17 protein-coding genes and 1 pseudogene are annotated in these 22745 nt (G+C 67.4%); 6 read left to right on the forward strand and 12 right to left on the reverse strand.

The window, feature by feature from the left end; translation table 11 throughout:
• Window positions 1-58: 58 nt before the first annotated feature.
• Genes ACH4G3_RS22640 through ACH4G3_RS22655 form a run of 4 tightly spaced genes read right to left on the reverse strand, consistent with a single transcriptional unit; the run spans window position 59 to window position 4896 of the window.
• Window positions 59-1702: a glycoside hydrolase family 13 protein gene (locus tag ACH4G3_RS22640; protein ID WP_397626228.1), complete on the reverse strand. Its 1644-nt coding sequence runs from the start codon at window positions 1700-1702 to the stop codon at window positions 59-61.
• A 25-nt stretch (window positions 1703-1727) separates the two neighbouring features.
• Window positions 1728-2567: a carbohydrate ABC transporter permease gene (locus tag ACH4G3_RS22645; protein WP_397626229.1), complete on the reverse strand. Its 840-nt coding sequence runs from the start codon at window positions 2565-2567 to the stop codon at window positions 1728-1730.
• On the reverse strand, window positions 2564-3610 hold the full coding sequence (locus ACH4G3_RS22650; RefSeq protein ID WP_397626230.1) for a carbohydrate ABC transporter permease: 1047 nt from the start codon (window positions 3608-3610) through the stop codon (window positions 2564-2566). The genes ACH4G3_RS22645 and ACH4G3_RS22650 overlap by 4 nt, the downstream gene beginning before the upstream one ends.
• Before the next feature lie 11 nt (window positions 3611-3621).
• Window positions 3622-4896, reverse strand: a complete 1275-nt coding sequence (locus tag ACH4G3_RS22655) for an ABC transporter substrate-binding protein (protein WP_397626231.1) — start codon at window positions 4894-4896, stop codon at window positions 3622-3624.
• A 298-nt stretch (window positions 4897-5194) separates the two neighbouring features.
• Between ACH4G3_RS22655 and ACH4G3_RS22660 the strand changes: the two genes are divergently transcribed.
• Window positions 5195-6235, forward strand: coding sequence for a LacI family DNA-binding transcriptional regulator (locus tag ACH4G3_RS22660; RefSeq protein ID WP_397626709.1), 1041 nt, complete (start codon window positions 5195-5197; stop codon window positions 6233-6235).
• A gap of 27 nt (window positions 6236-6262) precedes the next feature.
• Here ACH4G3_RS22660 and ACH4G3_RS22665 read toward each other — a convergent pair whose 3' ends face one another.
• On the reverse strand, window positions 6263-7066 hold the full coding sequence (locus tag ACH4G3_RS22665; protein ID WP_397626232.1) for a GNAT family N-acetyltransferase: 804 nt from the start codon (window positions 7064-7066) through the stop codon (window positions 6263-6265).
• 273 nt (window positions 7067-7339) lie between these two features.
• Here ACH4G3_RS22665 and ACH4G3_RS22670 point away from each other — a divergent pair, with 273 nt between their 5' ends.
• Window positions 7340-7630, forward strand: a complete 291-nt coding sequence (locus tag ACH4G3_RS22670) for a hypothetical protein (protein ID WP_397626233.1) — start codon at window positions 7340-7342, stop codon at window positions 7628-7630.
• 58 nt (window positions 7631-7688) lie between these two features.
• Here ACH4G3_RS22670 and ACH4G3_RS22675 read toward each other — a convergent pair whose 3' ends face one another.
• Complete coding sequence (locus ACH4G3_RS22675) at window positions 7689-8582, reverse strand: phosphorothioated DNA-binding restriction endonuclease (RefSeq protein WP_397626234.1); 894 nt, start codon at window positions 8580-8582, stop codon at window positions 7689-7691.
• A 217-nt stretch (window positions 8583-8799) separates the two neighbouring features.
• Between ACH4G3_RS22675 and ACH4G3_RS22680 the strand changes: the two genes are divergently transcribed.
• The 4 genes from ACH4G3_RS22680 (at window position 8800) to ACH4G3_RS22695 (ending at window position 16408) form a co-directional block, all read left to right on the forward strand.
• On the forward strand, window positions 8800-9384 hold the full coding sequence (locus tag ACH4G3_RS22680; RefSeq protein ID WP_397626235.1) for a TetR/AcrR family transcriptional regulator: 585 nt from the start codon (window positions 8800-8802) through the stop codon (window positions 9382-9384).
• Between the two features lie 538 nt (window positions 9385-9922).
• A complete protein-coding gene (locus tag ACH4G3_RS22685) occupies window positions 9923-10741 on the forward strand; it encodes a nuclease-related domain-containing protein (RefSeq protein ID WP_397626236.1) in 819 nt (272 codons plus the stop codon).
• A 206-nt stretch (window positions 10742-10947) separates the two neighbouring features.
• Complete coding sequence (locus ACH4G3_RS22690; RefSeq protein WP_397626237.1) at window positions 10948-15447, forward strand: AAA domain-containing protein; 4500 nt, start codon at window positions 10948-10950, stop codon at window positions 15445-15447.
• Between the two features lies 1 nt (window position 15448).
• A complete protein-coding gene (locus tag ACH4G3_RS22695; RefSeq protein ID WP_397626238.1) occupies window positions 15449-16408 on the forward strand; it encodes a hypothetical protein in 960 nt (319 codons plus the stop codon).
• Window positions 16409-16692: 284 nt separating this feature from the next.
• Here ACH4G3_RS22695 and ACH4G3_RS22700 read toward each other — a convergent pair whose 3' ends face one another.
• The 6 genes and pseudogenes from ACH4G3_RS22700 to dapF form a co-directional block, all read right to left on the reverse strand.
• Window positions 16693-19578: a TrlF family AAA-like ATPase gene (locus ACH4G3_RS22700; RefSeq protein ID WP_397626239.1), complete on the reverse strand. Its 2886-nt coding sequence runs from the start codon at window positions 19576-19578 to the stop codon at window positions 16693-16695.
• A gap of 85 nt (window positions 19579-19663) precedes the next feature.
• A pseudogene (locus ACH4G3_RS22705) lies at window positions 19664-19855 on the reverse strand (serine hydrolase domain-containing protein); the annotation flags it as partial.
• 41 nt (window positions 19856-19896) lie between these two features.
• Window positions 19897-20259 (reverse strand): glutamate ligase domain-containing protein, encoded by a 363-nt coding sequence (locus tag ACH4G3_RS22710; RefSeq protein WP_397626240.1) that lies wholly within the window; start codon window positions 20257-20259, stop codon window positions 19897-19899.
• Window positions 20259-20783, reverse strand: coding sequence for a C39 family peptidase (locus ACH4G3_RS22715; protein ID WP_397626241.1), 525 nt, complete (start codon window positions 20781-20783; stop codon window positions 20259-20261). Before ACH4G3_RS22715 ends, ACH4G3_RS22710 begins: the two co-directional genes overlap by 1 nt.
• A gap of 36 nt (window positions 20784-20819) precedes the next feature.
• The gene (locus ACH4G3_RS22720) at window positions 20820-21914 is read right to left on the reverse strand and encodes a D-alanine--D-alanine ligase family protein (RefSeq protein ID WP_397626242.1); all 1095 of its coding nucleotides are present in this window, start codon (window positions 21912-21914) and stop codon (window positions 20820-20822) included.
• Window positions 21911-22711: a diaminopimelate epimerase gene (dapF, locus tag ACH4G3_RS22725; RefSeq protein ID WP_397626243.1), complete on the reverse strand. Its 801-nt coding sequence runs from the start codon at window positions 22709-22711 to the stop codon at window positions 21911-21913. Before dapF ends, ACH4G3_RS22720 begins: the two co-directional genes overlap by 4 nt.
• Between the last annotated feature and the right edge of the window lie 34 nt (window positions 22712-22745).

The following is a 22745-nucleotide window of genomic DNA, read 5'->3' on the forward strand; positions in this document are numbered from 1 at the left end:
GTGGACGGGGAGCGGAACCGTGATCGTGCCCGAGGGCGGCAGGGAGCCGTCAACTGCTTTACAGCGCCAGCCACACCGCCTGATCCGGTTCCAGCCGACCGTTCTTCAGCGGGCCGCCGGCCAGGAGGAGCCCGGAGTGTGCGGGCAGTTCGTACGGCTCGGCGGAGAGGTTGACCGCGCACACGAAGCCCGGCTCGCGGCTGAAGGCCAGCACCCCCTCCGGGGCGTCCAGCCAGGTCATCGTGCCGTCGCCCAGGGCGGGGTGCTCGCGGCGGATGCGCAGCGCCGTGCGGTAGAGCTCCAGCATGGAGGCCGGGTCGCCGGTCTGGGCCTCGACGCCGAGTCCGGCCCAGTCGGCGGGCTGGGGCAGCCAGGGTTCGGCCGTGGTGCCGGCGGGGCTGAAGCCGTAGGGGGCCACCCGGCCCGACCAGGGGATGGGCACGCGGCAGCCGTCACGGCCGCGGTCGGTGTGGCCCGAGCGCTCCCAGATCGGGTCCTGGAGGGCGGATTCGGGCAGGTCCTCGACTTCGGGGAGGCCGAGTTCCTCGCCCTGGTAGACGTAGGCGCCGCCGGGCAGGGCGAGCATGAGGAGGGCGGCGGCCCGGGCGCGGCGGGTGCCCAGGTCCAGGTCCAGAGGGCCTTCGGCGCGGTAGGTCTCGTTGGCGACCCAGCGGCGGACGGGGCTCGGGCGGCCGTAGCGACTGGGGTGGCGTACGACGTCGTGGTTGGACAGGACCCAGGTCGCCGGCGCCCCCACCGAACCGAGCATGGCGAGCGAGTCGTCGATGACCGTGCGCAGCTCCTTCGGCTCCCACATGGACATCAGGAAGTCGAAGTTGAACGCGGTGTGCAGGCCGTCCCGGCGGACGTAGGCGGCGAGCCGTTCGGGGGTGTCCGCCCACGCCTCGGCGACGAAGCACCGGTCGCCGGGGAACTCGTCGGCGACCTTGCGCCAGGCACGGTATATCTCGTGGACCTCGTCGCGGTCCCAGTGCGGGTGGTCTACGTGCTGCCGGGCCTGCCCGTCGACCGGATCCTGGCGGGGCGGCAGGTCGGGGAGCTCCGGGTGCTTGATCAGGCCGTGGGCGACGTCGATGCGGAAGCCGTCGACGCCCCGGCTGAACCAGAACCGCAGGATCGACTCGAACTCCGCCCGCACCTCGGGGTGCTGCCAGTTGAGGTCGGGCTGCTCGGGAGCGAACAGGTGCAGGTACCAGTCGCCGTCGGGCAGCCGGGTCCAGGCGGGGCCCCCGAAGCTGGACACCCAGTCGTTGGGCGGCTCGGAGCCGTCGGGGCCGCGCCCGGGCCGGAAGACGTAGCGGCCGCGCTCCGGACTGCCCGGCCGGGCGGCCAGCGCCGCCCGGAACCAGGCGTGCTGGTCGGAGGTGTGGTTGGGCACGATGTCGGGGATGACGCGGATGCCGTGCTCGTGCGCCTCGGCGATGAGCCGCTCCGCCTCGGCCACCGTGCCGAACAGCGGGTCGATCTCGCGGAAGTCGGCCACGTCGTAACCGTGGTCGGCCATCGGCGACTTGTACCACGGGTTGATCCAGATGGCGTCCACGCCGAGGGACTTCAGATACGGCAGCCGGGAGCGGATGCCGGCGATGTCGCCGACACCGTCGCCGTCGCCGTCGGCGAAGCTGCGGATGTAGACCTGGTAGATGACGGCACTGCGCCACCAGGGTGCGGTGGGGGACACGTGGCTCCTTGTGGAAGACGGGAGGTTACTTCGCCGCGCCGGCCGTGAGCCCGGCGACGATGCGGCGCTGGAAGACCAGCACCATGACCACCAGCGGGACCGTGACGAGGACGCCCGCGGCCATCTGGCTGCCGAACGGGGTCTCGTACGTCGTCGCGCCGGTGAACTTCGAGATGGCGACCGGTGCGGTCTGCATGCCGGGCTTGTTGGTCATCGACAGGGCGATGAGGAACTCGTTCCAGGCCGCGATGAACGTGATGATCGCGGTGGTGAAGATGCCCGGCGCCGCCAGCGGGATGATGACCTTGCGGAATGCCTGGCCGCGGGTGCAGCCGTCGACCATGGCGGCGTGCTCCAGTTCGTCGGGCATCTGCCGGAAGAACGTGGTCAGGTTCCACACCGCCAGCGGCAGCGCGAAGGACATGCTCGGCACGATCATCGCCTGGTAGGTGTTGATCCAGCCGATGTCCGTGAACAGCTTCAGCAGCGGCACCACGATCGACACCACCGGGAACATCGAGGTGGCGATGATCAGGGTCAGGATCAGCCGCTTGAAACGGAACTCCAGCCGGGCCATCGCATACGCCGTGAAGGTCGCCAGCAGCAGGGCCAGGACGGTGGTGATGCCCGCCACGACCAGGCTGTTGAGCAGCGCGCGGCCGAACCCCTGCGCGGGGTCGAACACCGCACGGTAGTTCTCCAGCGACACCACGGACGGGAAGAGCGACGTGTCGAAGATGTCCGAGGAGCGGCGCAGGCTGGAGACCAGCATCCAGTAGAAGGGGGCCATGCAGTAGGCCACGACCGCGATGACACCCGCGTACAGCAGGCCGCTGCGCCACTTCGCCGTGAAGGTCGTCGTCATGCCGTCACCTCCGTACGGCGGCGCAGGGCAGCCGGGATGCGGCTGCCTTTCCGCTTACGGCCGCCCGCGCCGGCGTCACCGATCAGGTCGGCCCCGAGCAGCCGTACGAAGGCCAGGGCGACGAGGAAGACGTAGAGGAAGAGAAGCACCGAGTACGCGGAGGCCGGTCCGAAGCGGACGTTGGACGCCTCGTTCTGCGCGAGCATCGACAGGGTCTCCACCGAGTGCTTCTGGGCGCCGATGAGGATGTACGGCAGGTCGAACATCCGCAGCGCGTCCATGCAGCGGAACAGCATCGCCACCAGCAGTGCGGGCTTCACCAGAGGCAGCGTGATGTGCCAGAACTGGCGCGGCGGGCTCGCCCCGTCGATGCGGGCGGCCTCGTACACCTCCTTGCCGATGACCTGCAGCCCGGCCAGGACCAGCAGTCCGATGAAGGGCGCCGTCTTCCACACCTCGGCGACGATGACCGCGACCTTGGCCTGGAAGCCCTCGGTGGTCCACAGGACCTGACGGCCGATCAGCGCGTTGGCGATGCCGTCGCTGTTGAAGATCCACCGCCACAGCAGCCCGGAGATGGCCGTGGGCACCGCCCAGGGGATGAGGATGCCCGCCCGGACCAGGCCGCGGCCCCGGAACGCCTTGTGCATGATCAGGGCCATCGCCACCCCGATCAGCGTCTCGAGGGCGACCGTGACGACGGTGAAGAAGGTGGTGTTCCAGAAGGCGTTCCAGAACCGCTCCCCGGCCTCGCCGAAGATGTCGGCATAGTTGCGCAGCCCGACGAACGGCTCGGTGGCGCTGATGAACCCGGTGGCCGGGTCCAGGCCCTTCGCCCCGTACAGCGACTCGTTCAGTGCCATGAGCGTCGGGTAGAGCACGACGATCGTCAGCACCAGCAGCGTCGGGGAGACCAGCAGGGCGGCCATGCGTGCCGAGCCGGCGGTCGCGCGGGACTGCTTCTTCCGCGTACGGCGGCTCGCCGGCTCGTCGGGCTTCCGGTTCACCGCCGGCGCCGTGGGCGGGATCCTGGTGTCGGCCATGAGCCCGCCCCTCACTGCCCGGTGGACTTCTGCAGGGCTTCCTGCAGGTCCTTCAGCGCCTGGGCGCTGCTCTTGCTCCCGGTCAGGGCGGCGTACGCCTCCTGCTGGACCGCCGAGGTCACGTCGCCGTACTGCACGACGCGCGGTCGGGGCACGGCGCGCAGGATGGACTCCTTGAGCACCGGCAGGTACGGGAACTGCTCGACCAGCGCCTTGTCGTCGTAGAGGGAGGCGTACGGCGGGGCGAGGGAGGCGTCCTTGAGGAGGGTGGCCGTGCTCTCCTCGCTGCTGAAGAACTTCATGAAGTCCAGGGCCGTGGCCTTGTTCTTCGCGAAGGACGACAGGGCCAGGTTGTGGCCGCCGAGGCTGGAGGAGCCGGGGCCGTCCAGGCCGGGCAGCGGGGCGACGGCGTACTTGCCCTTGAGGTCGCTCTTGCCGGCCAGGGAGTACACGTACGGCCAGTTGCGATGGAAGATCAGCTTGCCGGACTGGAACGCCTGGCGGCCGTCCTCCTCCAGGTAGGTGATGCCCTCCTTGGGGATCGTCCCGTCCTTGACGGAGCCGGCCAGGAAGTCCAGGCCCTTCTTCGCCGCCGCCGTGTCGACGTCCGGCTTGCCGTTCGCGTCGGTGACGACGCCGCCCGCGGAGTTCACGGCCTCGGAGAAGTTGACCGTCAGGCCCTCGTACTTCTGGAACTGCCCGGCGTAGCAGGACATGCCTTTGGCCTCGGGCAGCTTCTTCACCTTGGCGCAGTCGTCCTTCAACTCGGCCCACGTGGCGGGCGGTTGGGTGATCCCGGCCTTCTTCAGCAGGTCGGTGCGGTAGTACAGCATTCCGCCGTCGGAGCTGGCCGGGACCGCGTACAGGCCGTCGCGGTACTTGGCCGTCTCCACGACCGGCTTCAGCATCTTGTCGAGCGGGAACCGCTGCTCGGGCAGCTTGTCGATCCACTGGTGGGCGGCGAACTCCGACGTCCACACGACGTCGAGGGAGAGCACCGTATAGGCGTCGGACTTCGTCTCCGCGTTCTGGATCATCTGCTGGCGCTGCGCGTCCGCGTCCGTCGGCAGCTGGATGAAGGTGACCTTCTCCTTCGGGTGCAGCTTGTTCCAGCGGTCGAGCATCGGCTGGACCGAGCCGGTGGTGTCCTTGCCCGCCACGTACGTGATGGGGCCGCGGCCCTCGAACGACGGTGGTCCGGCCTGCCCGGAGCCGCTGCCGCAGGCGGTGAGGAGCAGCCCGGTGGCAGCGAGCGCGGCCGCTCTGGTGGTGGTTCTGGTCGTCACTGTCTCTCCTGGTCGTGCGGAACCGGGTCACGGCTTGTGAGACTGCGTTGTCACGGAGTCTGATTGATAAATATGCAGGTGAAAGCCCCAATGGCGACCTTGCTGAGAAGGTTCCGGGGGGCATCCGGACAACGCTTGCAAGCTAGGGGCGAGCAATCTCGAAGTCAATGCGTTACGTGGGAGTAATCCGCTGACTGCTCGGCACGCATGCCCATGAAAGCGCTGTCTCGATCCCGGCCAGGAGAGCGAATCCCTGTGCTACCGTCCGCTCATGCCTCCAGCTCAACGGCACCCCACGATGGCCGACGTCGCCGAACGGGCCGGGGTCTCCACATCCACCGTCTCGCGCACGCTGCGCGGCCTGTCCACGGTCTCGCCGGAGGTGCGGGCCCGCGTCGAGAAGGCCGCGCGCGAGCTGAACTTCGCCGTGTCCCGGCAGGCGGCAAGCCTCGTCACGGGCCGGACCGGGACGGTGGCGGTGCTGGTCCCGACGCTCAACTCCTGGTTCATGGGATCCGCGCTGTCCAGCCTGGCCCCGCTGCTGCGGGCGGCCGGCATGCAGCTGAACGTCTACGAGATCCCCGACCTGGCCGAGCGCACCGCGTTCTTCGAGCACCTCCCGGCACGCCGCAACGCCGACGCGCTCCTGGTGTTCTCCTTCGACCTCACCGACGAGGAGACCGCGCGGCTGGACGACCTCGGCATGCCGGTGATCTACGTCAGCCAGCACGTGGAGGGACGCCCGAGCATCTACGTCGACGACGTGGCCGGCGCCCTGCACGGCACCCGGCACCTGCTCAACCTCGGCCACCGCCGGATCGCCTTCGTCCAGACCGCGGGCGCGAGCGGCTTCTCCTTCAGCTCCAACGAACGGCTGCTGGGCTACCAGCAGGCGCTCACCGAGGCGGGGGTCCCGCTCGACGACGACCTGGTCGTGTCCACGCGGGTCGGCGACAAGCGCGCCGCCGCCGAGGTGCTCGGCATGCTGCTGAGCCTGCGCGAGCCGCCCACCGCCGTCTTCGCCGAGCAGGACGAGGTCGCCGTCGCCCTCATCTGGAACCTGCGCAAGACGCAGATCGCCGTACCCGAGCGGATCTCCGTCCTCGGCTTCGACGACCAGCCGCTGGCCGACTGGTTCGACCTGTCCACGGTCGCCCAGTCACCGTCGGACATGGGGCGGGAGGCCGGGGAGCTGGCGCTGAAGCTCATCGACGACTCCGGTGCCGACCACGAGCGGCATGTCGTACTGCCGACGTATGTGATCCCGCGGGCCACGACCGCGCCGGTGGCCAGGTCCTGGGGCGAGGGGGAGCGGGCCGGCGAGCAGGTGCGCGAGTGACGTGCGCACCTGGGAAGAACCGGCTGATCAATCCCTGAGGGCGAAGAACCGCATCGGGGAGTTCGCCTCGAAGCCGATGCGCGGATACACGGGCGCTCCGGCGGCGGTGGCGTGCAAGGTCGCCCGGGTCAGCCCGGTGGCCCGGCCGCCCTCGTGCAGGGCCTTCCGCGTCACCGCTTCGCCGTAGCCCCGGCGCTCCCACGCCGGATCGGTCGCGACGAGCAGCACGAAAAGGCGGCCGTCGGCCTCGACGGTGGCGGCGCAGGTGACGGGAGTACCGTCGGCGCGCACGCCCAGGTAGGCGTACACCTGGCTCTTCCACAGCGAGGAGCGGCCGAGACCGTCACGGCCGTCCTCCAACGGGAAGCCGTAGGCACGCGAGTTGATGTCGGCGAAGGCGCGCAGCTGGTCGTCCGTGGCCACGCGTACGAACGTCAGCTCGGGATGAGTGGGTTCGGGAAGGGGCAGCAGATCCCCCGCCATGCCCGTCCCGGCGAAGGCGTGCACGAGCCCGGCTCGCTCGGCGGCGTCTCCGAGTCCCGCGCGTGCCTCGTCATCCAGCAGATCCTCGAAGACCCACAGGAAACCGGGGTGCTTCTTCGCCCGCATGACCTCCACGACCTCGTCCAGCCGCTGCTTCAGCAGCCCGGCGGTGGTGCCGGGTTCGGTCAGCGTGACGCAGTTCCAGAAGGCGAACCGGCAGTCGGCCCAGCGGACGGCGATCCCCGGCAGGTCGCGGACGTCCGCGTGGGGATCACGGTCGAGCGCCATGACCCGCCACACCGTGGCGAGCTGCTCCACCGATTCGATCGAGTCCGCGAGATCGCGCATGACATTCCCCCCAAGTCGGCAGCGGAGCACGGGAGTTGCCCGGCCCAGTACACGTACTGCCCCTCCGGGGGCCGCCTCATCCCGCCGTACGACAGGTCGGCATCTTCCGACGTCCTTTGGCCGGGCTTCCGGGCCAGGCAGGAACGGAGATCGTCTCGGTCGAAGGGGCGCCCGGTGAGGAGCAGGGTGCGAGCGTAGCCGTGGGTCCGCGACCAAGCGGTCGGCCTGCTGTCCAGCGGGGATCGGGCCGACCTCCATGCCGCCGCGGTCACGATGACTCGGCTTCCGAGGGAAGTTGCTGCCGACGTCGACGCCAACCTCATGGGGACGCACGGCCATGTCGGTGTCCGCCAGGCCAGCGCGGTGCTGTGCCTACGGCACCCGGCCCGATACCGGGACACGGCCGTGCGGCTGGCCGAGGACAGCGAGTACCGGGTCCGGCGGACACTGGCGGAAGCGGCGGCCCAGGCTGACCCCGAAGCATCCGAACTGGCCGCAGAGATCCTGGAGATCCTCGCCCAGGACCCTCGGCACAGCGTCCGCGTCGCGGCCCGCCCCGGCTGACGCGGGGGCCCCGAAGGATCACGGCGGTCAGCCGTGGTCCCTTCCAGGCCTGGTCGATTCACCCGGCCGTGGCAGGGCGTGGTTCGCCGTGGAAGACCTGGCGGGTGTGCCACGCGCGGTGAGCCGCGGCGACAGAGCGCACGCCGGGCTGCGGGCCGGTGAGTGGGCGGCCGGCGAGGGCTACGACGTACTCGCGGGCGGCGGGGCTGTGGCCGACGAAGCGCTGTGAGACCAGGATGCGCTGATCGTCTCCCACGCCCAGGACGCCCTTGTCGAAGAGCTTGTGGTGCAGCGAGCACAGGCACAACCCGTTCTCGATCTCGTCGGGGCCGCCGAACGCCCACCAGCGCACATGTGCGGCCTCCAGCCCGACCGGTACCGCGCCGATCCTGCCGTCGTAACCGCAGAAGGCACACCGGTACTCGTAGGCGGTCAGGACCAGCTCCCGCATCCGTGGGTCCCGCTGCCTGCGCGTCGCGGCCGGCTGCTGGTTCTCGGCCGGTTCCAGTTCCAGGCCGACGGCCTCGCACAGTTCGCTGTGGAGAGAGGGCGGGAAGTGCAGGTCGAGCAGTAAGCGCGCGACCCTCCCCAGCAGTTCCGGTTCCCGTCGCAGCGCCGCTCTCAGGTCCGGCGTCAACTGCCCCACGGCGCCGGTCTCCCGGAGGTCCCGTACCCCGCTTCCGGGGCTGCCTGGCCCGCGATCGGTACGCACTTCCCATACGCCGTCGCTGACCAAGTGGTGGAAGGGGTAGGCGGGAGTCGTCTTGTTCGGCGGGCCGTACTCGGTCAGGAGCCGCTGCAGATCCTGCTCCACCGCGCTGTATCGCAGGCCGCCCTCCGCATCCCGCTGGAACCGGCCGAGGGCGTACAGGAGCAGCAGCGGCTTGTGCGGAGCGCGGGTTCCGCTCCTGGTCCACTGCCTCAGGTTCGCGATCCGCTCCAGCCAGTCCATGGCGGCCGATCGTAGACAAGCCCTTCCGCCCCCGGGGAACAGGGGCGGTCAGACATCTGCCCGGACGAAGACCGGCTTGAGGTGTTTCTCCGGGAGTGCGACGGCGACTGTTCGTCGTCGGCGTTTGTTCATCGACGGCCACTGTCTATGACAGTCGATATAACGACAGGTCACGGTAGACTATGACGGACGTTATAGCCAGAGAGGATGTGTACAGATGGCCGAGCGAAGTGCGCCGTCGCGTGAGCGGATCGTGGCCGGGGCCGCCGACATGATCAGTCGGCGTGGTCTGAGCGCCACGAGTATCCGGGAGATGGCCAAGCACGCCAAGGCGCCGCTCGGCTCGACGTATCACTACTTCCCCGAGGGCAAGCAGCAACTGGCCACCGAAGCCGTCCGGTACACGGGCGAGTGGGTCGCCCGCAGCCTGCGCAAGGAGCTGGAGTCGGGGCCGGTCGAAGGGCTGCGCGCGTTCCTCGCCCTGTGGCGCCGGATCGTCGTCGAGAGCGACTTCCACGCCGGCTGCCCCGTGTTGGCCGTGGCCATCGAGGAGCCCCCGGCCGATGAGATCCCGCCCGCTGTGGCCGCCGCGGCAGAGGTGTTCGCCCAGTGGGAGGCCCTGCTGGCCGCGTCGCTGCGGGAGCACGGCACCGAGGCGGAACAGGCCGCCCAGCTCGCGACCCTCGTCGTGGCGGCCGTCGAGGGCACGGTCGCCATGTGCCGCGCCAAACGCAGCGCACAGCCGCTCGACGACACCGCCGAGCAGTTGCAGGCGCTCATCGCCGGCGCGATCAAGTGCTGACAATGACTGCTCGCCGACCTTGGCGTCCCCCAATGACTCCTACAGGGCGTGGCGTTCGCCGAGGCGGTGTTCTGCCGTCCGGCGAGACCCGTACGCGCACGGCGATCGACGACCCTGGCCGCCTGACGGCCCTACCCGGCAAACGACGAAGGCGGGACCCGAAAGCCCCGCCCGCACCAAACGAAACCCCAGCTCAGGGCCAAACAAGGCAATAAGGCTGATGCCCCGCCTCATGCAACCGATGGCTGAAGTCCTGCCACTCGTGCAGCAATTGGGGGCGGTTGGGCACTGACCTGGGGTTTTGCAGGGGGATGTGCGTTGACCTGCGGAAACTCCTCTCCGTAGTTCTCACGGGTCAACGCCGTTTCCCAGGCTCATGTGCCCTGGATGTGCCCTCGTTCCTGTCTGCAGAACCGATTGGGAAGCGCTCAATCTCGGCCACCAGCCTGCTCGGTGCACCCACGAGGCCGTCTTGCTCGCTGTTTCGGATCCTGGTCGCATGGTCATGGTCTTTGATCCGACGCGAAACGGGGGGTGCATGAGCGGCTTACAGGTGTCCGCATGGAAGCGTTACGGACATGACCGTCTCTACGTGAATCAGTCGGACGGCAACAAGGTCGCTTGGCTCGACCGCCGCACGGGGTATCTGAAGCTTCTGGTTGAGGAACAGCGGGACGCGGTACTTGATGTCCTTGCGCCGTATCTCACTGCTTCTCCTTCGCCCGTAGCACAGAAGGCGCTGCGTTCTGCGGACGACCTTGCCGGGAACCGTCCGGGAGAGGCGCTGCAGATGAAGGTGGACGAGCTGACGCCCGGCTTCTGGCGGTGGGCGTTGGCCCGGCTATCCGGTCGGCGTCTGGAGGCGGACAGCTGGCGCGCAGGACTGGTCGGCGAGCGCCGGGTGGGAGCGGAGCTGGAGACACTGGCGCGGCGAGGCTGGCGAGTTCTGCACTCCATACCCCTGTCCGGTGAAGTTGACATCGACCACGTCCTGATTGGACCGGGCGGCGCCTTCTGCTTCAACACGAAGTGCCACCGCGGAGCGCGCGTTTGGGTGGGCGACGACTCTGTTCGCATAGGCGGCCAGTCGTACCCCTACGTGCGAAAGAGCCGAGCTGAGGCGCAGCGGGCCTCAGCCGCACTGACAACTGCGTGCGGCTTTCCCGTCGAAGTTCAGCCGGTGCTTGCTTTCGTTGCGGTGACAGAGCTGCAGGTCGTGCCATCACTTCGGGACGTGCGTGTCCTTCAGGAAGGCGACATCGCGGTCTTCAAGCACCTCAAGACTGGCTGGCGACCGGACAAGGTCGAGTCGGTCTACGCGGCGGCACGTGATCGCCACACGTGGGTTCGCTCCTAACGGTTGGCCGGGTTACAGCCAACTTTCGCGGAATGTGGCTTGTTCGCGTCATTACTCGTCGGTCCCTGTTGATGCCGCCGTCTCTCTCTCGCATCCTGGAAGGCTTTCCGTCGAGCCAAGATTTGGGGGGATAGGTGTCTCTTCGCTCTGCATTCCGTGCGAACAATCCGGACGCGGTCCACCACACGCGCCAACTCATCGAATACATGCGCGAAATCGTCCGGGGTTCGTACAAGCCGGTGCGGGACCTGCAGAAGTATCCGGAGGTGCTCTGGCTCTCCGGCCTGCCGGACGACAAACTCCGGCGGCACCCGGACGCCGACCGGACGCTGCTCAAGGTGGCACACCGCCCGCTTCGCCCGGCTCCTGTCCTGCCCGAGGTGCTGGTGGGGTGGGTCGATCCCGAGGCCGCCGCTACCGCGACGCCCGAAGCGCCACCGCTGGCCGAGTCAGGACCGGGACAGGGCTGGCAGGAGGATGAGAACGGAGACGTGTTCGAGGTCTCCGAGATCCGCCGGGAGGATGCGCACGACGTGCTGCGCGCCTACACGCGTTGGCTCGACGCGTGGCGCAAGTGGTCGGAAAAAGAGCGCGTCGACCGGCCGTACCGAGAACTCCATCAGCAGCTTTATCGAATGGCGACCAGGATTCAGCAGGACGGCGAGGAGTACGAGGCAGTACTGGGCGCCGGATTCCTGACCATCGGGGCTACGCGTCAGTCGGCGCGTATCGCCCGGCATATTCTGACGGCGCCGCTGATACTCACCGTGAATTCCACGAACATGTCCATCACCGTCGCCCTCGCGCCTGGCGACCCCGCGCGGTTGGAGGACAGCGAGTTCCTTGACGCGGACGAGGGCTACAGCACCCGTCTGCTGAGCCCGCTGCGGGACCGTATCGACGCGGAAGGATTCCATCTGCTGTCCCGTGACGCCCAGGACGTGCTCGGTGACTGGTCGGAGCGGGCGTTCGGCACCGATCGCGCGGTGGCGTTCCACCGTGGCTGGGGCCGTCCGCCCGCCGACCCGGCGCTGCCGGTGCCCACCCTCGGTTTCACGCCGGCCATCATTCTCCGCCAGCGCGGCCAGGGTGCCCTCGTGAACTTCTACGACGGCATCGCGAACCGCCTTGCCCAGCCCGGTGCCCTCGCTCCACTGGGCCTGGCTCAGCTTCTGTACAAGCTGGAAGCGGAAGACCGCAGGGGGTGGGGCACGGCACGGGGTCGCGACGTGCCGCCCGCCCTCGGTCCCGACCCGCTGTTCCCGCTGCTGTCGAACGAAGCCCAGCGGGAGGTTCTGAGGCGCCTTCAGACCGATACCGGCGTCGTCGTTCAGGGACCGCCCGGCACGGGAAAGACGCACACCATCGCCAACCTCGTGTGCGCCCTGCTGGCGGACGGCAAGCGGGTGCTCGTGACGAGTGAGAAGGGCCAGGCGCTGAAGGTCCTGCGGCAGCAACTGCCCGCCGAGCTGCGCAGCCTGTGCGTCCTGCAGGGCGACCGGCGCCAGGGCGGCAGCGATGACCTGGAGCAGTCCGTGCGCGCTCTCTCCGGGCTGAGTGCCACCCAGTCGACGGAGCGCCTCGACGCGAGGATCAAGGCCCATGAGGCGTTGCGCTCGGAATTGTCGGACACCTGCGCGCGGCTTCGTGACGAACTCCGCGCCGTTCGTGAGGCGGAGTGGTACGAACACCTCGACGTGGCACCCGGTTACGAGGGGCGGCTCGCGCAGATCGTGGAGACCGTCGCTGCCGGTGCGCCGGAGCACGACTGGATACCCGCCCTGCCCGCATCGGCAGCGCGCGAACCGTCGCTGAGCCAGGAAGAGGCTCAGCGTCTGCTGGGTCTGGTGTCCTCGCACGGGGCCGGAGTGCTGGACGAGCATGCGGCCCGCTGCCCGGACCCTGCGGAGTTCGTCGCACCCGTGCTGTTCGAAGAGGCGGTCAATGCACTGGACACCGCTGTGCGCTCCTGCGCAGAAGCGTCGTCCGACACACTTGCCCTCGAACTCGCGAATCACGGCCGCGAGCTGATCGCGACGTTGGTAGAGCTGCTGGACGCGGCGGAACACGCACTTCAGAGCGAGGGGCTGCCAGGTGAGCCGACCGCTTGGTCGCCCGACGAATGGACCACTCGTGCCCTGCGGGACGGTATGGCCGGCCAACGACAGCAGTTGTGGGACGGAGTGCGCCGTTCAGCCACCCGCGCCGAGGAAGTCCAGAGCGTGCTTCAACACATCCCGTTCGCCGTACTCGACGTACCTGACGTGGCGCTTGCTGAGGAGTCGCGCCTCATAGCCGCTGGGAGAGACCTCGAACAGTTCCTGCGAGGCGGCGGCAAGCTGCGCAAACTGGCTCCGAAGGCGGTGCAGAAGGAAGCCCAAGCTCTTCTCCGGGATTGCCGAGTGGACGGGCGACTGCCCAGTACGCCGGACGAGATCTCCGCACTCGTTGCTCACCTTGCGGCACGCCAGTGCGTCCGGCAGCTGAACGAGCGCTGGCACAGTGTCGGCGTGCCCGAGGCCGAGGGCTCCACGGAGGTGGCTCTGTCGGAGCTGTTGGACCGGGTGCCGACACTTCGCGCGGTGGACGGGTTCACTCAGTCCGTACGTACGCTGCACGACGTTCTACTCAAGGCCCGGATCAAAGCCACGGTGCGGACAGCACAGCAGTGGGACGACGTGCGTACCTCGGCGAACGGCGCGGAACGGCTACTGCGCGCCCGTGAGGCGGAGGAGAGGCTGCGGTCCATCGCCGAGCAGCTGCCGCGACCCGATGTCCGCGGAGTGGCCGAACTGGCGGAGGTGCACCGGGCCGTCACCGCCCGTGATCCGCAGGCGTACACGTACGCGATCGTCTCACTAACCAAGGCGTTCCACCGTGAGGCCGATCGCCGGGAGGCCCGCAAACTCTTGGACCGACTGTCCGAGGACCACCCTGAACTAGCACGGCGTTTCACCGAGTCCCCGACCGAGGCGGCTTGGGGGACCCGCCTCGTGTCCCTGGACGGAGCCTGGGCATGGCGGCGAGCGCGGAGCTTCCAGGACACGATGCTGACACCTGGCAGGGAAGCCAAGCTGGAAGGAGAACTCCAAGCGGTCGAGGCCCAGCTGAAAAACACGGTGACGCAGCTGGCGGCCGACCGAGCGCTTTACCACTGCCTGGACCGGATGACAGCTGGACAGAAACAGGCGCTGAGTGCCTACGCGTCGGCCATGGCGAATGCAGGCAAGGGCATGACGGCACTCGGCAAGCGGCATCTGAAGAACGCCCGCTCCGCGATGCGTGAGGCGCGTGCGGCGGTCCCGGCCTGGGTTATGCCGATCAAGCAGGTTGCCGAAATGATCGATCCCGACCCGGATGCCTTCGACGTCGTCATCGTGGACGAGGCGAGCCAGGTCGGTCTGGACGGGCTGATGCTGCTGTGGCTCGCTCCGAGGATCATCGTCGTGGGTGATGACAAGCAGTGTGTCCCGTTCTACACAGGCGGCAAGCACGAGCGGTTCGACGAACTCCTCGACTCACTCCTGCCTCATCTCACCGATTGGCAGCGGGACGGACTTAGCCCCAAATCCAACCTCTATGCCCTGTTGTCCGCCCGTTTCACCGAGACGATTCGGCTCACCGAGCACTTCCGGTGCATGCCGGAGATCATCAAGTGGTCTTCCGCCCAGTTCTATCCCGACAACGAACTCGTGCCGTTGCGGCAGTACGGAGCGGACCGGCTGCGCCCCCTCGAAGTCGTCCATGTCCACGAAGGCCACTGCGAGGGACGACGAGAGACTCTGGTCAACAGGCCCGAGGCTGAACGCATCGTCGCCAAATTGCAGGAACTCGCGGAGGACGAGTGTTATGCGAAACGGAGTTTTGGAGTCATCGTGCTCCGTTCCGGACACCAGACAAGGCTGCTGGAGAATCTCATCGACACGCGGATCGACCCTGCGATCCGTGAGCGGCACAACATCCGTGTCGGCACGGCCGAACAGTTCCAGGGGGACGAACGCGATGTCATCCTGCTCTCGCTGGTCATCGACGCCGACCACACCAGGGCTCTGACCGGCCAGGGGGATGGAAGGCGGTTCAACGTGGCCGCCAGCCGGGCCCGCGACCAGATGTGGCTGTTCACCTCCGTCACACCGGACCAGCTGCGCAGCGGGGATCTGCGCCACTCCCTGCTCACCTATATGCAGGCGCCGCCGGAACTCCAAGGCACGTCTCCCAGCCTTTCCGCCGTCTCAACCGACGAGCGGTGTGAACCGTTCGAGTCTCTGTTTGAGCAGCGGGTCTTCCGCAGGATCAAGGAACGCGGCTACCACGTCGTCCCTCAGTGGAAAGTCAGCGGCAAACGCATCGACCTTGTCGTCGTCGGCGAGACGGGCCGCCTCGCCGTGGAGTGCGATGGCAGCCCGTATCACTCCGCCCCTGACCAGATCCGTGACGACTGCGAGCGGGAGCGGGAACTGCGCCGGGCGGGCTGGCAGTTCTGGCGCATACGCAGCAGCGAGTTCGCCTTGTCTCCGGAGGATTCGCTTACCCCGTTGTGGAAGCGCCTTGAGGCTCTGGGCATCCGGCCCGGAGTCACCGAGGAGGTCCAGGGTGACTCGGGGAGTACCTGGACCCCGGTCGAGATTGACGATGCCGACCTCACCACTGATGAACTCGACGACATGCTCGATGAGGATGCGTCCGTCTCTCTCGAAGGAGCCTGATGTGAACGAGATCTTCGACGACAGCACGCTGACGGAGATCGCCCACCTAATCTGTGGGGACGAGACGCCGCTGCTCTACCGGAAGGGGTACGAGATAGCCGCGTTCTTCCAACGGGCCGGCTGGGACGACGTTCCGGAGTACGACGGCACACCGAGGCACAAGTGGGCCCGGGAACTCCTCAAAGAGCGGCAGGAGGACGGCACGGACGACGCCGAGCGCGCAATCCTGCGCCTGGCGAACCGCCTTGAGTACTACAACCAGCAGCAGGAGTACCACGCCACACTGAAGCGGCTCAACGAGATACTCGTGCTCGACGGGCGCCGGATCGGCAAAGACGGAGGCCTGCCGGTCCTCGTCCGCTGCGAAGCCGGTTTCGAGGGCGAAGTACGACAGCTGCCGCGTGTCGAGCTGAAGGTCTCCGTGACGGAGGTGGTGAGCGACCCGGAACTCGCTGCCACCGTGCAACTCCGGCTGGACGAGGCGCACATCTGCTACGAGCATGGCGCCTACACGTCTGCGGTCATCATGCTGGGCAGCCTCCTGGAGGGGGTCCTCGCGCATGCCGCGCAGGTCCGTGCCACACGCGTCCGCATGCCGAAGCCGTTGCGGAGCATGGGGCTGAACGACTTCTTGGATTTTGCGTACGAGAACAAATGGATCGAGCACGATGCCAAGCTGGGGTCGGAGCTTGTCCGGCACTGCAGGAATCTCGTCCATCCCCTGGCAGAGAAACGGACCGGACACAGTCCGAACCGTGACACGCTCGATATGTGCTGGCCGGTGGTGAACGCCACGCTGAACGACCTCGCGGCAACGGCGGCAGCGCCCCCTGCCCCGGCTTTTCCGCGTGCGCCCGCAGGTCGAGGTCGTGGCAGCAATCCCAATGCCGCCGCACAACGCCCAACGCCGGCCTCAGTCGCTCGCCGCCGTCCGGGAGGGGGAACAAAGGCGGGCACCTGAGGCGTGGGTGTACTCGATCCAGCGTGGGCGAAGAAGGCGCGGTGTGCCCGACGGTGCCTCCTCCGCCCACGCAGAACATAGGACACTGAGCGTGAAGGCGGGTTGCGTGGAGGCGTCCGCAGTGCTCGTGCTCTTCCGCAAACGCAGTAGGCGCATGGCCAGGACTGTTCACAGGGCCGCCTCAGTTCGGATCCCACGTCTGTCCTGGCCAGGCCTCGCGCCTTGTGGGACTTTGCCAGCGGGCGGACCAGAGCATGGCAATGGTGCAGAAGCTGGTATATCTGTCAGCCGTGTAGAGCGGCCCGGTAGGTGCTGAGTTCGTTGTTGTAGCGGCGTTCCCGGGACATGAATGCTGCGGTTCCGCCCTCCAGGATGTCCTGGATGTCATGGCGGACCTTCGTCACTTCGATGGGGCCCACGTGCTCCTGCTCTTGGTGCCCCTCAGTACCTGCCTTCGAAGCGCTTGTCTTGATTCGGATCCGAGAGCCGTCGTTCTCGAGGACGATCACCCGCTCCGCGTCAGCATTCACGGGAATATTAGCGTTGTGCGTGATCACGATGACCTGCCGGTGCCACCGACTCTTCCTGATCTCCGGGACAATGAGCTGAGAGATCCACGCAGTATCCAGGTCGTCCTCGGGTTGGTCTAGCACGAGCGGTTCCGTCCCATGGTGTAGGACGAAGCTGAGCATTGCCGCACTGCGCTGGCCTGGCGAACCGGTGGTGACCGACTGCCAGTCGGCGTCGTTTTCGGCCTTGCCGCCGTCCCGCAGGAAGTACATCACCACTGCGTCGTCCGGGAAATTCATTGCGAGGCGGATGCGTTGTGTCGACTCCAGCTTCGCCAGCTTGCTCCACCAGGTGGCTTTGCCGCCGGCCTCTTGGCGCAGTTGTGTGAAGTCGCGAGTCAGCAGGGACCGGCGCCAGAGTTCCTGACGGCGTTGGCCGTCGTTAAGTGGCGCGTTCCAAAGCCACTCAGCCAAGGCCGGGATATCGTCGACGAACCCGCCGGACCGAACGCCGAGTTGGCCACGAATGTCCTGTACCCAGCTGGTGCAGTTACCGTGCGGGACCACCTCGAAACGCAGTGACCCACTGCGTTTGGCCACTTCTGCAAACAGCCTCTCCCGACGTCGACGCCGGCGTTCGTAGGTGCGCTCCAGGTCGGACCAAGCCGCTTCCTCCGCGCTGCGTAGCCCAGGGGCAGCGGCCTCGTCATCCTCAAGCTCCCGCAGGATTCCCTGCACGGAGTTCAGCGCCTCGGTAAGCGAGAGGTAGGCCGTGGGCTCCACGCCGAGCAGGCTCAACCGTTGCTGAAACTCGATGATCTCCATGTCCGCACGCTGCACCCGATCGGCCCAGACTCCCGTCTGCTGCCGCTGGCGGTTCTGCTCAAGTGCCTCCTTCGCCGCGATGACACTGGCTCGGACGGTCCGGTTGAGCTCGGCGCGGATCTGGGCAAGTTCGGCGTACAACTGCCGGGGCTCCTCGTCCAACCCTGTTGGAGGCTTTGGCAGTGCGGCTTCCAGGCGCTGAATCGTCGCAGCGCCAAGTTCGTCGACTGCGGCTTCGAACCGCGCGGCGTCGGCGCCGAGTCTGGCGTGGTCGCGCCTGATCCGCTCGCTCTCCAAGCGGGAGCTTTGGCTCTCAGCATCCCCGAATGCCTCAATTTGATGTAGGAGTTCGCCGTGCCTGGCCTCCTGAGAGGGGCGCTGAGCAAGCCGAGCCTCGACGCTGAGACGCTTAGCGACTCTCGTCAGGCACTGGGTCCGTACCGCATCCAACTCGATCGCGAATCCGCCAGGAGTAGCCGCATCAGCTTCAAGAGCCTCGTCAACGAGGCTCAACAGGTGCTTGGATGCGGCGAAGCGGTCCGCACGGTCATGAGCTGTCCGTTCAAACAGCTCCTTCTGGCTGAAGACGCGCATCGGGAAGTGCGTCGGCAGGTGCACGCCGTTGCGCTCTGTCCGGGAGCCCAACGGGGAGCTCCACAGCGCAGTCTGCTGTTCCCGTGAGATGGCGAGCCTGTGCTGTGCGGTCAGTCGTGCTTCGCTGAAGACGCCATCGACGAAGGCGGTCGCCTCGTGCTCGATGGAGTCCGGCAGGCTCTGGGTGCTGCCGTAGAGCTGCCGCAAGGCGGAGACCACGGTTGACTTGCCGGCGCCGCGACCTCCGATTATGACGTTCAGCCGCGGGTCGAAGGAGACCCGTAGCGGCTCTACGGAGTTGCCCAAGGTGCCGCCGAGTTCGATACTCCCGACCCAGGCGTGGTCGACGACATTGGGGTCTGGGTTCGCGGTCAGCCGTGGATCCCAGCTCGGCATGATGCGAGCGTCGTGGTCAAGAAATGCCTGTCGCAGTGACTCTTTCGACGGCGTGTCCATCCGGATCCACGTGAAACGCGACCCCAAGCTTTCCAGGCTGTAGGCGTCTGACGTCGCGAGAAACGGTATGCGAGCAAGACAAGGGAATTCGTTCAGAGCCCGATTGAGGAACCGGGCTACGAACCCCTTCTCGGCACGTCGCTCCTCTGTTACCTCTCCGGGGTCCACCGCGCCGAGCCGGTCGTGATGGAGCGCCTTCCAACGCAGGTCTCCGCGTACGGTCTTCCCCGACGCGAGTCCGTTGTCGGTAAGCACATGCGGAGCAAAAGCCAGCCACTGATCGGGCAGGGCATCCAGGATCTGATTGACCGTCCGGGGAGCCGGTGCGGGGTCATGTGTTTGAGGGTTGAACCTCGGATGGTCGTCGTCGAAACCGCAGGTGCTAGCAAGCAGCACATTGATGTCCTGCTCTGTACGGTCAAGGTCGCCGATCAGTACCAGGTGAGCCCCGTCCGATCCAGAGGCAGTCGTCACCTCGACACCAGGAAACACGACGATGCCGTACCTGTGTCCCGCGGCCTGCATGACAGGCAGCCAGGCACCAGTGTTGTGATCCGCCAGTGCGATCACCTCGATGCCGCATTCACGGAGCCTCTCCATGTAGGCGTCCGCGAAGCTGGCCCTGTCCTCCTCCAAGGAGAAATCGTATGAGCTGCCTGCTGGCAGGCTGAACTTCCATGCTGGTGTGGCCACTTGAAGGTCACACTTGTACCAACGGGACGCCGTCATCACCGCTCTCGACGGGGCACATAAACATTTTGTGCGCCGGATGGGACAGGAGCCCATTGTGAGGCAGCAGAGGCCGGGACGCCGCCGCTTTTGCGTGATCCTTCGGGGTTGCTTGGTTAGCGCCCGAAACCTGCACGGTTCGGGCGAAGACGAGAGAGCGGAACTCGTCGCGGACGCGGGTGAAGGTTCGCGGTCCCGGCTGTAGTAGAGCTTGTTGGTGAGCAGAGCTGCCCAGCGGTCTCTCCTGGGGGAGAGCCACATGCCGGTGCCTGTGAAGCCCGTACTGCACCCAGACGTCGTCAGCTTCGGGCGTCGTGCCCGGTGCGGGGTGCCACTCCGCAAGCGGTGCCCGGCCCCTGGCTGCTCTGAGCCGGCTTACAGGCCCGTGACGGGCTGCCCGGTGAGTGCTTGCGCGATCTGCCAGAGTTGACCGCCGCGGGACGCCTTCACGAGCACGACGTCACCGGGGCGGAGGATGGAGTTGAGGTAGGCGGTGGCGGTGGCGTTGTCGCCCACCAGCGCGATGTCGGGAACTCCTGCCGCGCCTGCTGAGAGGGCCAGTTGCTTGGCTAGATCTCCGCCGACCGCGACAACGAGGTCGACGTCGCTCTCGGCCGCCATGCGTCCCACCTCGCGGTGGGCTTCGACGGACTCGTCTCCCAACTCCAGCATCTCTCCGAGTACGGCGATCCTCCGGCTGCCTGCGGCCTCGGTCGTGTCGCCGTCTGCCTCGGTCATCAAGACTCTCCGTTGTGCATGAGGGTTGCGAAGGTGATCGCACGGCCGGTGTAGGAAGTGGTCACGCGGCTGAGGGGGACTCGATCGTGTGTCTGGCCCCAGGCCGACGGGTCTCGGAAGTGGATCGTCGGGTCGGGGCCGTCCTCGTAGCCACGAAGGATGACGAGGTGGCCGCCTGCGCGGCCGTCGTCAGGGAACTGCTCGGTCACGGAAACGATGAGCGGGGCGTGGTCGAGCCGCCTCGTCAGATCTTCGACGGGCACGGGCTCGGCGGTCGAGGGGACTCCGAGGTCGGTCGCCAGGCTCGCGATCCCCGCGTGGAGCGCTCCACGCGGGGTCAGAATCTCCTGCTTGACCGCGAGCTTTAGGAGTTCCGTGACCGACGGTGCCTCGCACCCGTAGGCGAGCAGGATCATTCTCAGCGACGCCAGGCCGCACGCCCGGTTGGACCACTCGACCCTGTCCCCTAGCGCCCATCCCCCGTGTAGATCCCACTCGGCGGGAGCGATGAGCTGACGGCACATGGGGACATCGTGGACTCGCGGCACAGTGGCTGGCTCCTACGGCGAGACGGCAGCCTCCCGTGTCAGTGGTGTGGTGCTGGAGAACGCGGGAGTGGGCAGGGGGACATCGTATGGCTTGCGAGCCAGGGCCTCGTGGAGCATGGCCAATACGACGTCCGTATGCGTGAGTCCGACCATCGCCGCTCCTACCGCGAAGTTGCTGTCGCGGGACATGCCCGGTGTGGTGTTGACCTCCAGCACGTACGGCTCGTTGTCCTCGGTGAGGATGAAGTCGATGCGTGCCGAGCCGCGCAGCCCGAGTCCGTTCCACAGCGTGCGGGCGTGCGCGGTGATCTTGTCCAGTTCGGCGGGAGCCAGGTTGGCGGCGCGCACGGTAACAGCGCCCCTCGCGTCCACGTCGAGCTTCGTGTCGGCGTCGTAGAAGTCGGCTTCGGTGGCCTCGGTGGCCAGCGGCGGGAAGACGACGGCCGAGCCGCCGGGCAGCTCCAGCAGCCCCACAGTCATCGGCGTGCCGGTCACGTACTCCTCGATGAGCACCGGCGTGCCCTCGTCGCCGGCGGCGTCCGCGAGAGCGCCGGGCAGGTCTGCCGGATCGCGTACGAGGCTCATGCCCACGCTGGATCCGCCGAAGGGCGGCTTGACCATGATGGGTCGCCCGTTCCAGGTCACGGGGCCGCCGGACCAGACATGCCAGTCGGGCGTGGGGACGCCGAGAGTCAGCATCACCCGCTTGCAGAGGATCTTGTCAGCGGCCACCGCGGATGCCCCGACTCCGCTGCCGCAGTAGGGGACACGCAGGTAGTCGAGTAGGCCCTGCAACCGGCCGTCTTCGCCGTACGGGCCGTGGAGGTTGGAGAGGCACACGTCGTACTCGACCAGCTCCCTGATGAAGCCGGGCTCGCACGGGTTCAGCACCTTCCACCGGGCGCCGATCTCGTCCAGTGCCTCGGCCAGAGCGGTGACCGAGCTCTGTTCGACGGGGCACTTCGAGTGGTAGAGCCTGTCCTCGGCGGAGACGGGACCGTAGACGAGTGCGACACCGAGGCCCTGGCGGCTCTGCCCCCACGCGCGAAGGGCTTCAGCGGCCTTCTGCACAGCGAGGTCCGAGCTGGGGCTGAGGAACAGAGTCATGTGAGTACTCCTTCGAAGGTGTGGGTGACCGGACCGCCGACCCAGTGAGTCCGGTTCGGTCGGGCGTCGTGCGGCCGAACCGTGAGCGGCTCCCCGGCCCGGTTGTGGACGGTGACGGCCCGCCGGGCCACCAGACCCCGCATCGCGGCGACGACAACGGCTGCGACTGCCCCGCTGCCGCACGACAGGGTTTCCGCCTCGACGCCGCGTTCGTAGGTGCGGAGCTTCAGCGCCTGCTGGCCGGTGGACTGGACGAAGTTGACGTTCGTCCCCAGTGGGGCGAGGTCGGTGTGGTGGCGGACGAGGCGCCCGACCATGACCGCGTCGATGGCGTCCACGTCGTCCACGATGGCTACGACGTGTTCGGTGCCGGTGTGGGCACTGTCGAACCAGGTCGCCCTGCCGTTGATGACGGCCTGTAAGCGTCGAGGGAGAACCGCACCCACTTCGGCCGTGACCCACACGGACGCGTCAGACACGACCGCGTCGTGCACCACGCCGGCCATCTGGAGATTCATCTGTTGGAATCCGTGATCACGGTGAGCGGCCCAGGCGGAGCACCGCAGGGCATTGCCGCACATGGTGGCGACCGAGCCGTCCGCGTTGAAGCAGGCGACTTCGAGGACGGCAGGGCTGTCGCTGATAAGCCTGCTGATGACCAAACCATCCGCACCTACCCCGGTACGTCTGGCACACAGGCGTTCCGCCTCCTTGGACCAGTCGTTGTCGTGGTCCGGGCCGAGATTGGAGAGCAGGATGAAGTCGTTTCCGGCGCCATGGATCTTGCGAAAGCGCATGGCAAAGCTCCTCGCATGGTGAGGTGAGAGTGAC

This window comes from Streptomyces afghaniensis (genome assembly GCF_044327915.1).
In the GTDB taxonomy this organism is placed as follows: domain Bacteria; phylum Actinomycetota; class Actinomycetes; order Streptomycetales; family Streptomycetaceae; genus Streptomyces; species Streptomyces afghaniensis.

Excerpts from the sequence above, each read along its gene's own strand:
- ACH4G3_RS22715 (WP_397626241.1), bottom strand. The coding sequence starts at position 20,783 with ATGTGCCGTCAGCTCATCGCTCCCGCCGAGTGGGATCTACACGGGGGA.
- ACH4G3_RS22650 (WP_397626230.1), bottom strand. The coding sequence starts at position 3,610 with ATGGCCGACACCAGGATCCCGCCCACGGCGCCGGCGGTGAACCGGAAG.
- dapF (WP_397626243.1), bottom strand. The coding sequence starts at position 22,711 with ATGCGCTTTCGCAAGATCCATGGCGCCGGAAACGACTTCATCCTGCTC.
- ACH4G3_RS22660 (WP_397626709.1), top strand. The coding sequence starts at position 5,195 with ATGGCCGACGTCGCCGAACGGGCCGGGGTCTCCACATCCACCGTCTCG.
- ACH4G3_RS22700 (WP_397626239.1), bottom strand. The coding sequence starts at position 19,578 with ATGGGCTCCTGTCCCATCCGGCGCACAAAATGTTTATGTGCCCCGTCG.
- ACH4G3_RS22720 (WP_397626242.1), bottom strand. The coding sequence starts at position 21,914 with ATGACTCTGTTCCTCAGCCCCAGCTCGGACCTCGCTGTGCAGAAGGCC.
- ACH4G3_RS22645 (WP_397626229.1), bottom strand. The coding sequence starts at position 2,567 with ATGACGACGACCTTCACGGCGAAGTGGCGCAGCGGCCTGCTGTACGCG.
- ACH4G3_RS22680 (WP_397626235.1), top strand. The coding sequence starts at position 8,800 with ATGGCCGAGCGAAGTGCGCCGTCGCGTGAGCGGATCGTGGCCGGGGCC.
- ACH4G3_RS22685 (WP_397626236.1), top strand. The coding sequence starts at position 9,923 with ATGAGCGGCTTACAGGTGTCCGCATGGAAGCGTTACGGACATGACCGT.
- ACH4G3_RS22670 (WP_397626233.1), top strand. The coding sequence starts at position 7,340 with ATGACTCGGCTTCCGAGGGAAGTTGCTGCCGACGTCGACGCCAACCTC.
- ACH4G3_RS22710 (WP_397626240.1), bottom strand. The coding sequence starts at position 20,259 with ATGACCGAGGCAGACGGCGACACGACCGAGGCCGCAGGCAGCCGGAGG.
- ACH4G3_RS22690 (WP_397626237.1), top strand. The coding sequence starts at position 10,948 with ATGCGCGAAATCGTCCGGGGTTCGTACAAGCCGGTGCGGGACCTGCAG.
- ACH4G3_RS22665 (WP_397626232.1), bottom strand. The coding sequence starts at position 7,066 with ATGCGCGATCTCGCGGACTCGATCGAATCGGTGGAGCAGCTCGCCACG.
- ACH4G3_RS22675 (WP_397626234.1), bottom strand. The coding sequence starts at position 8,582 with ATGGACTGGCTGGAGCGGATCGCGAACCTGAGGCAGTGGACCAGGAGC.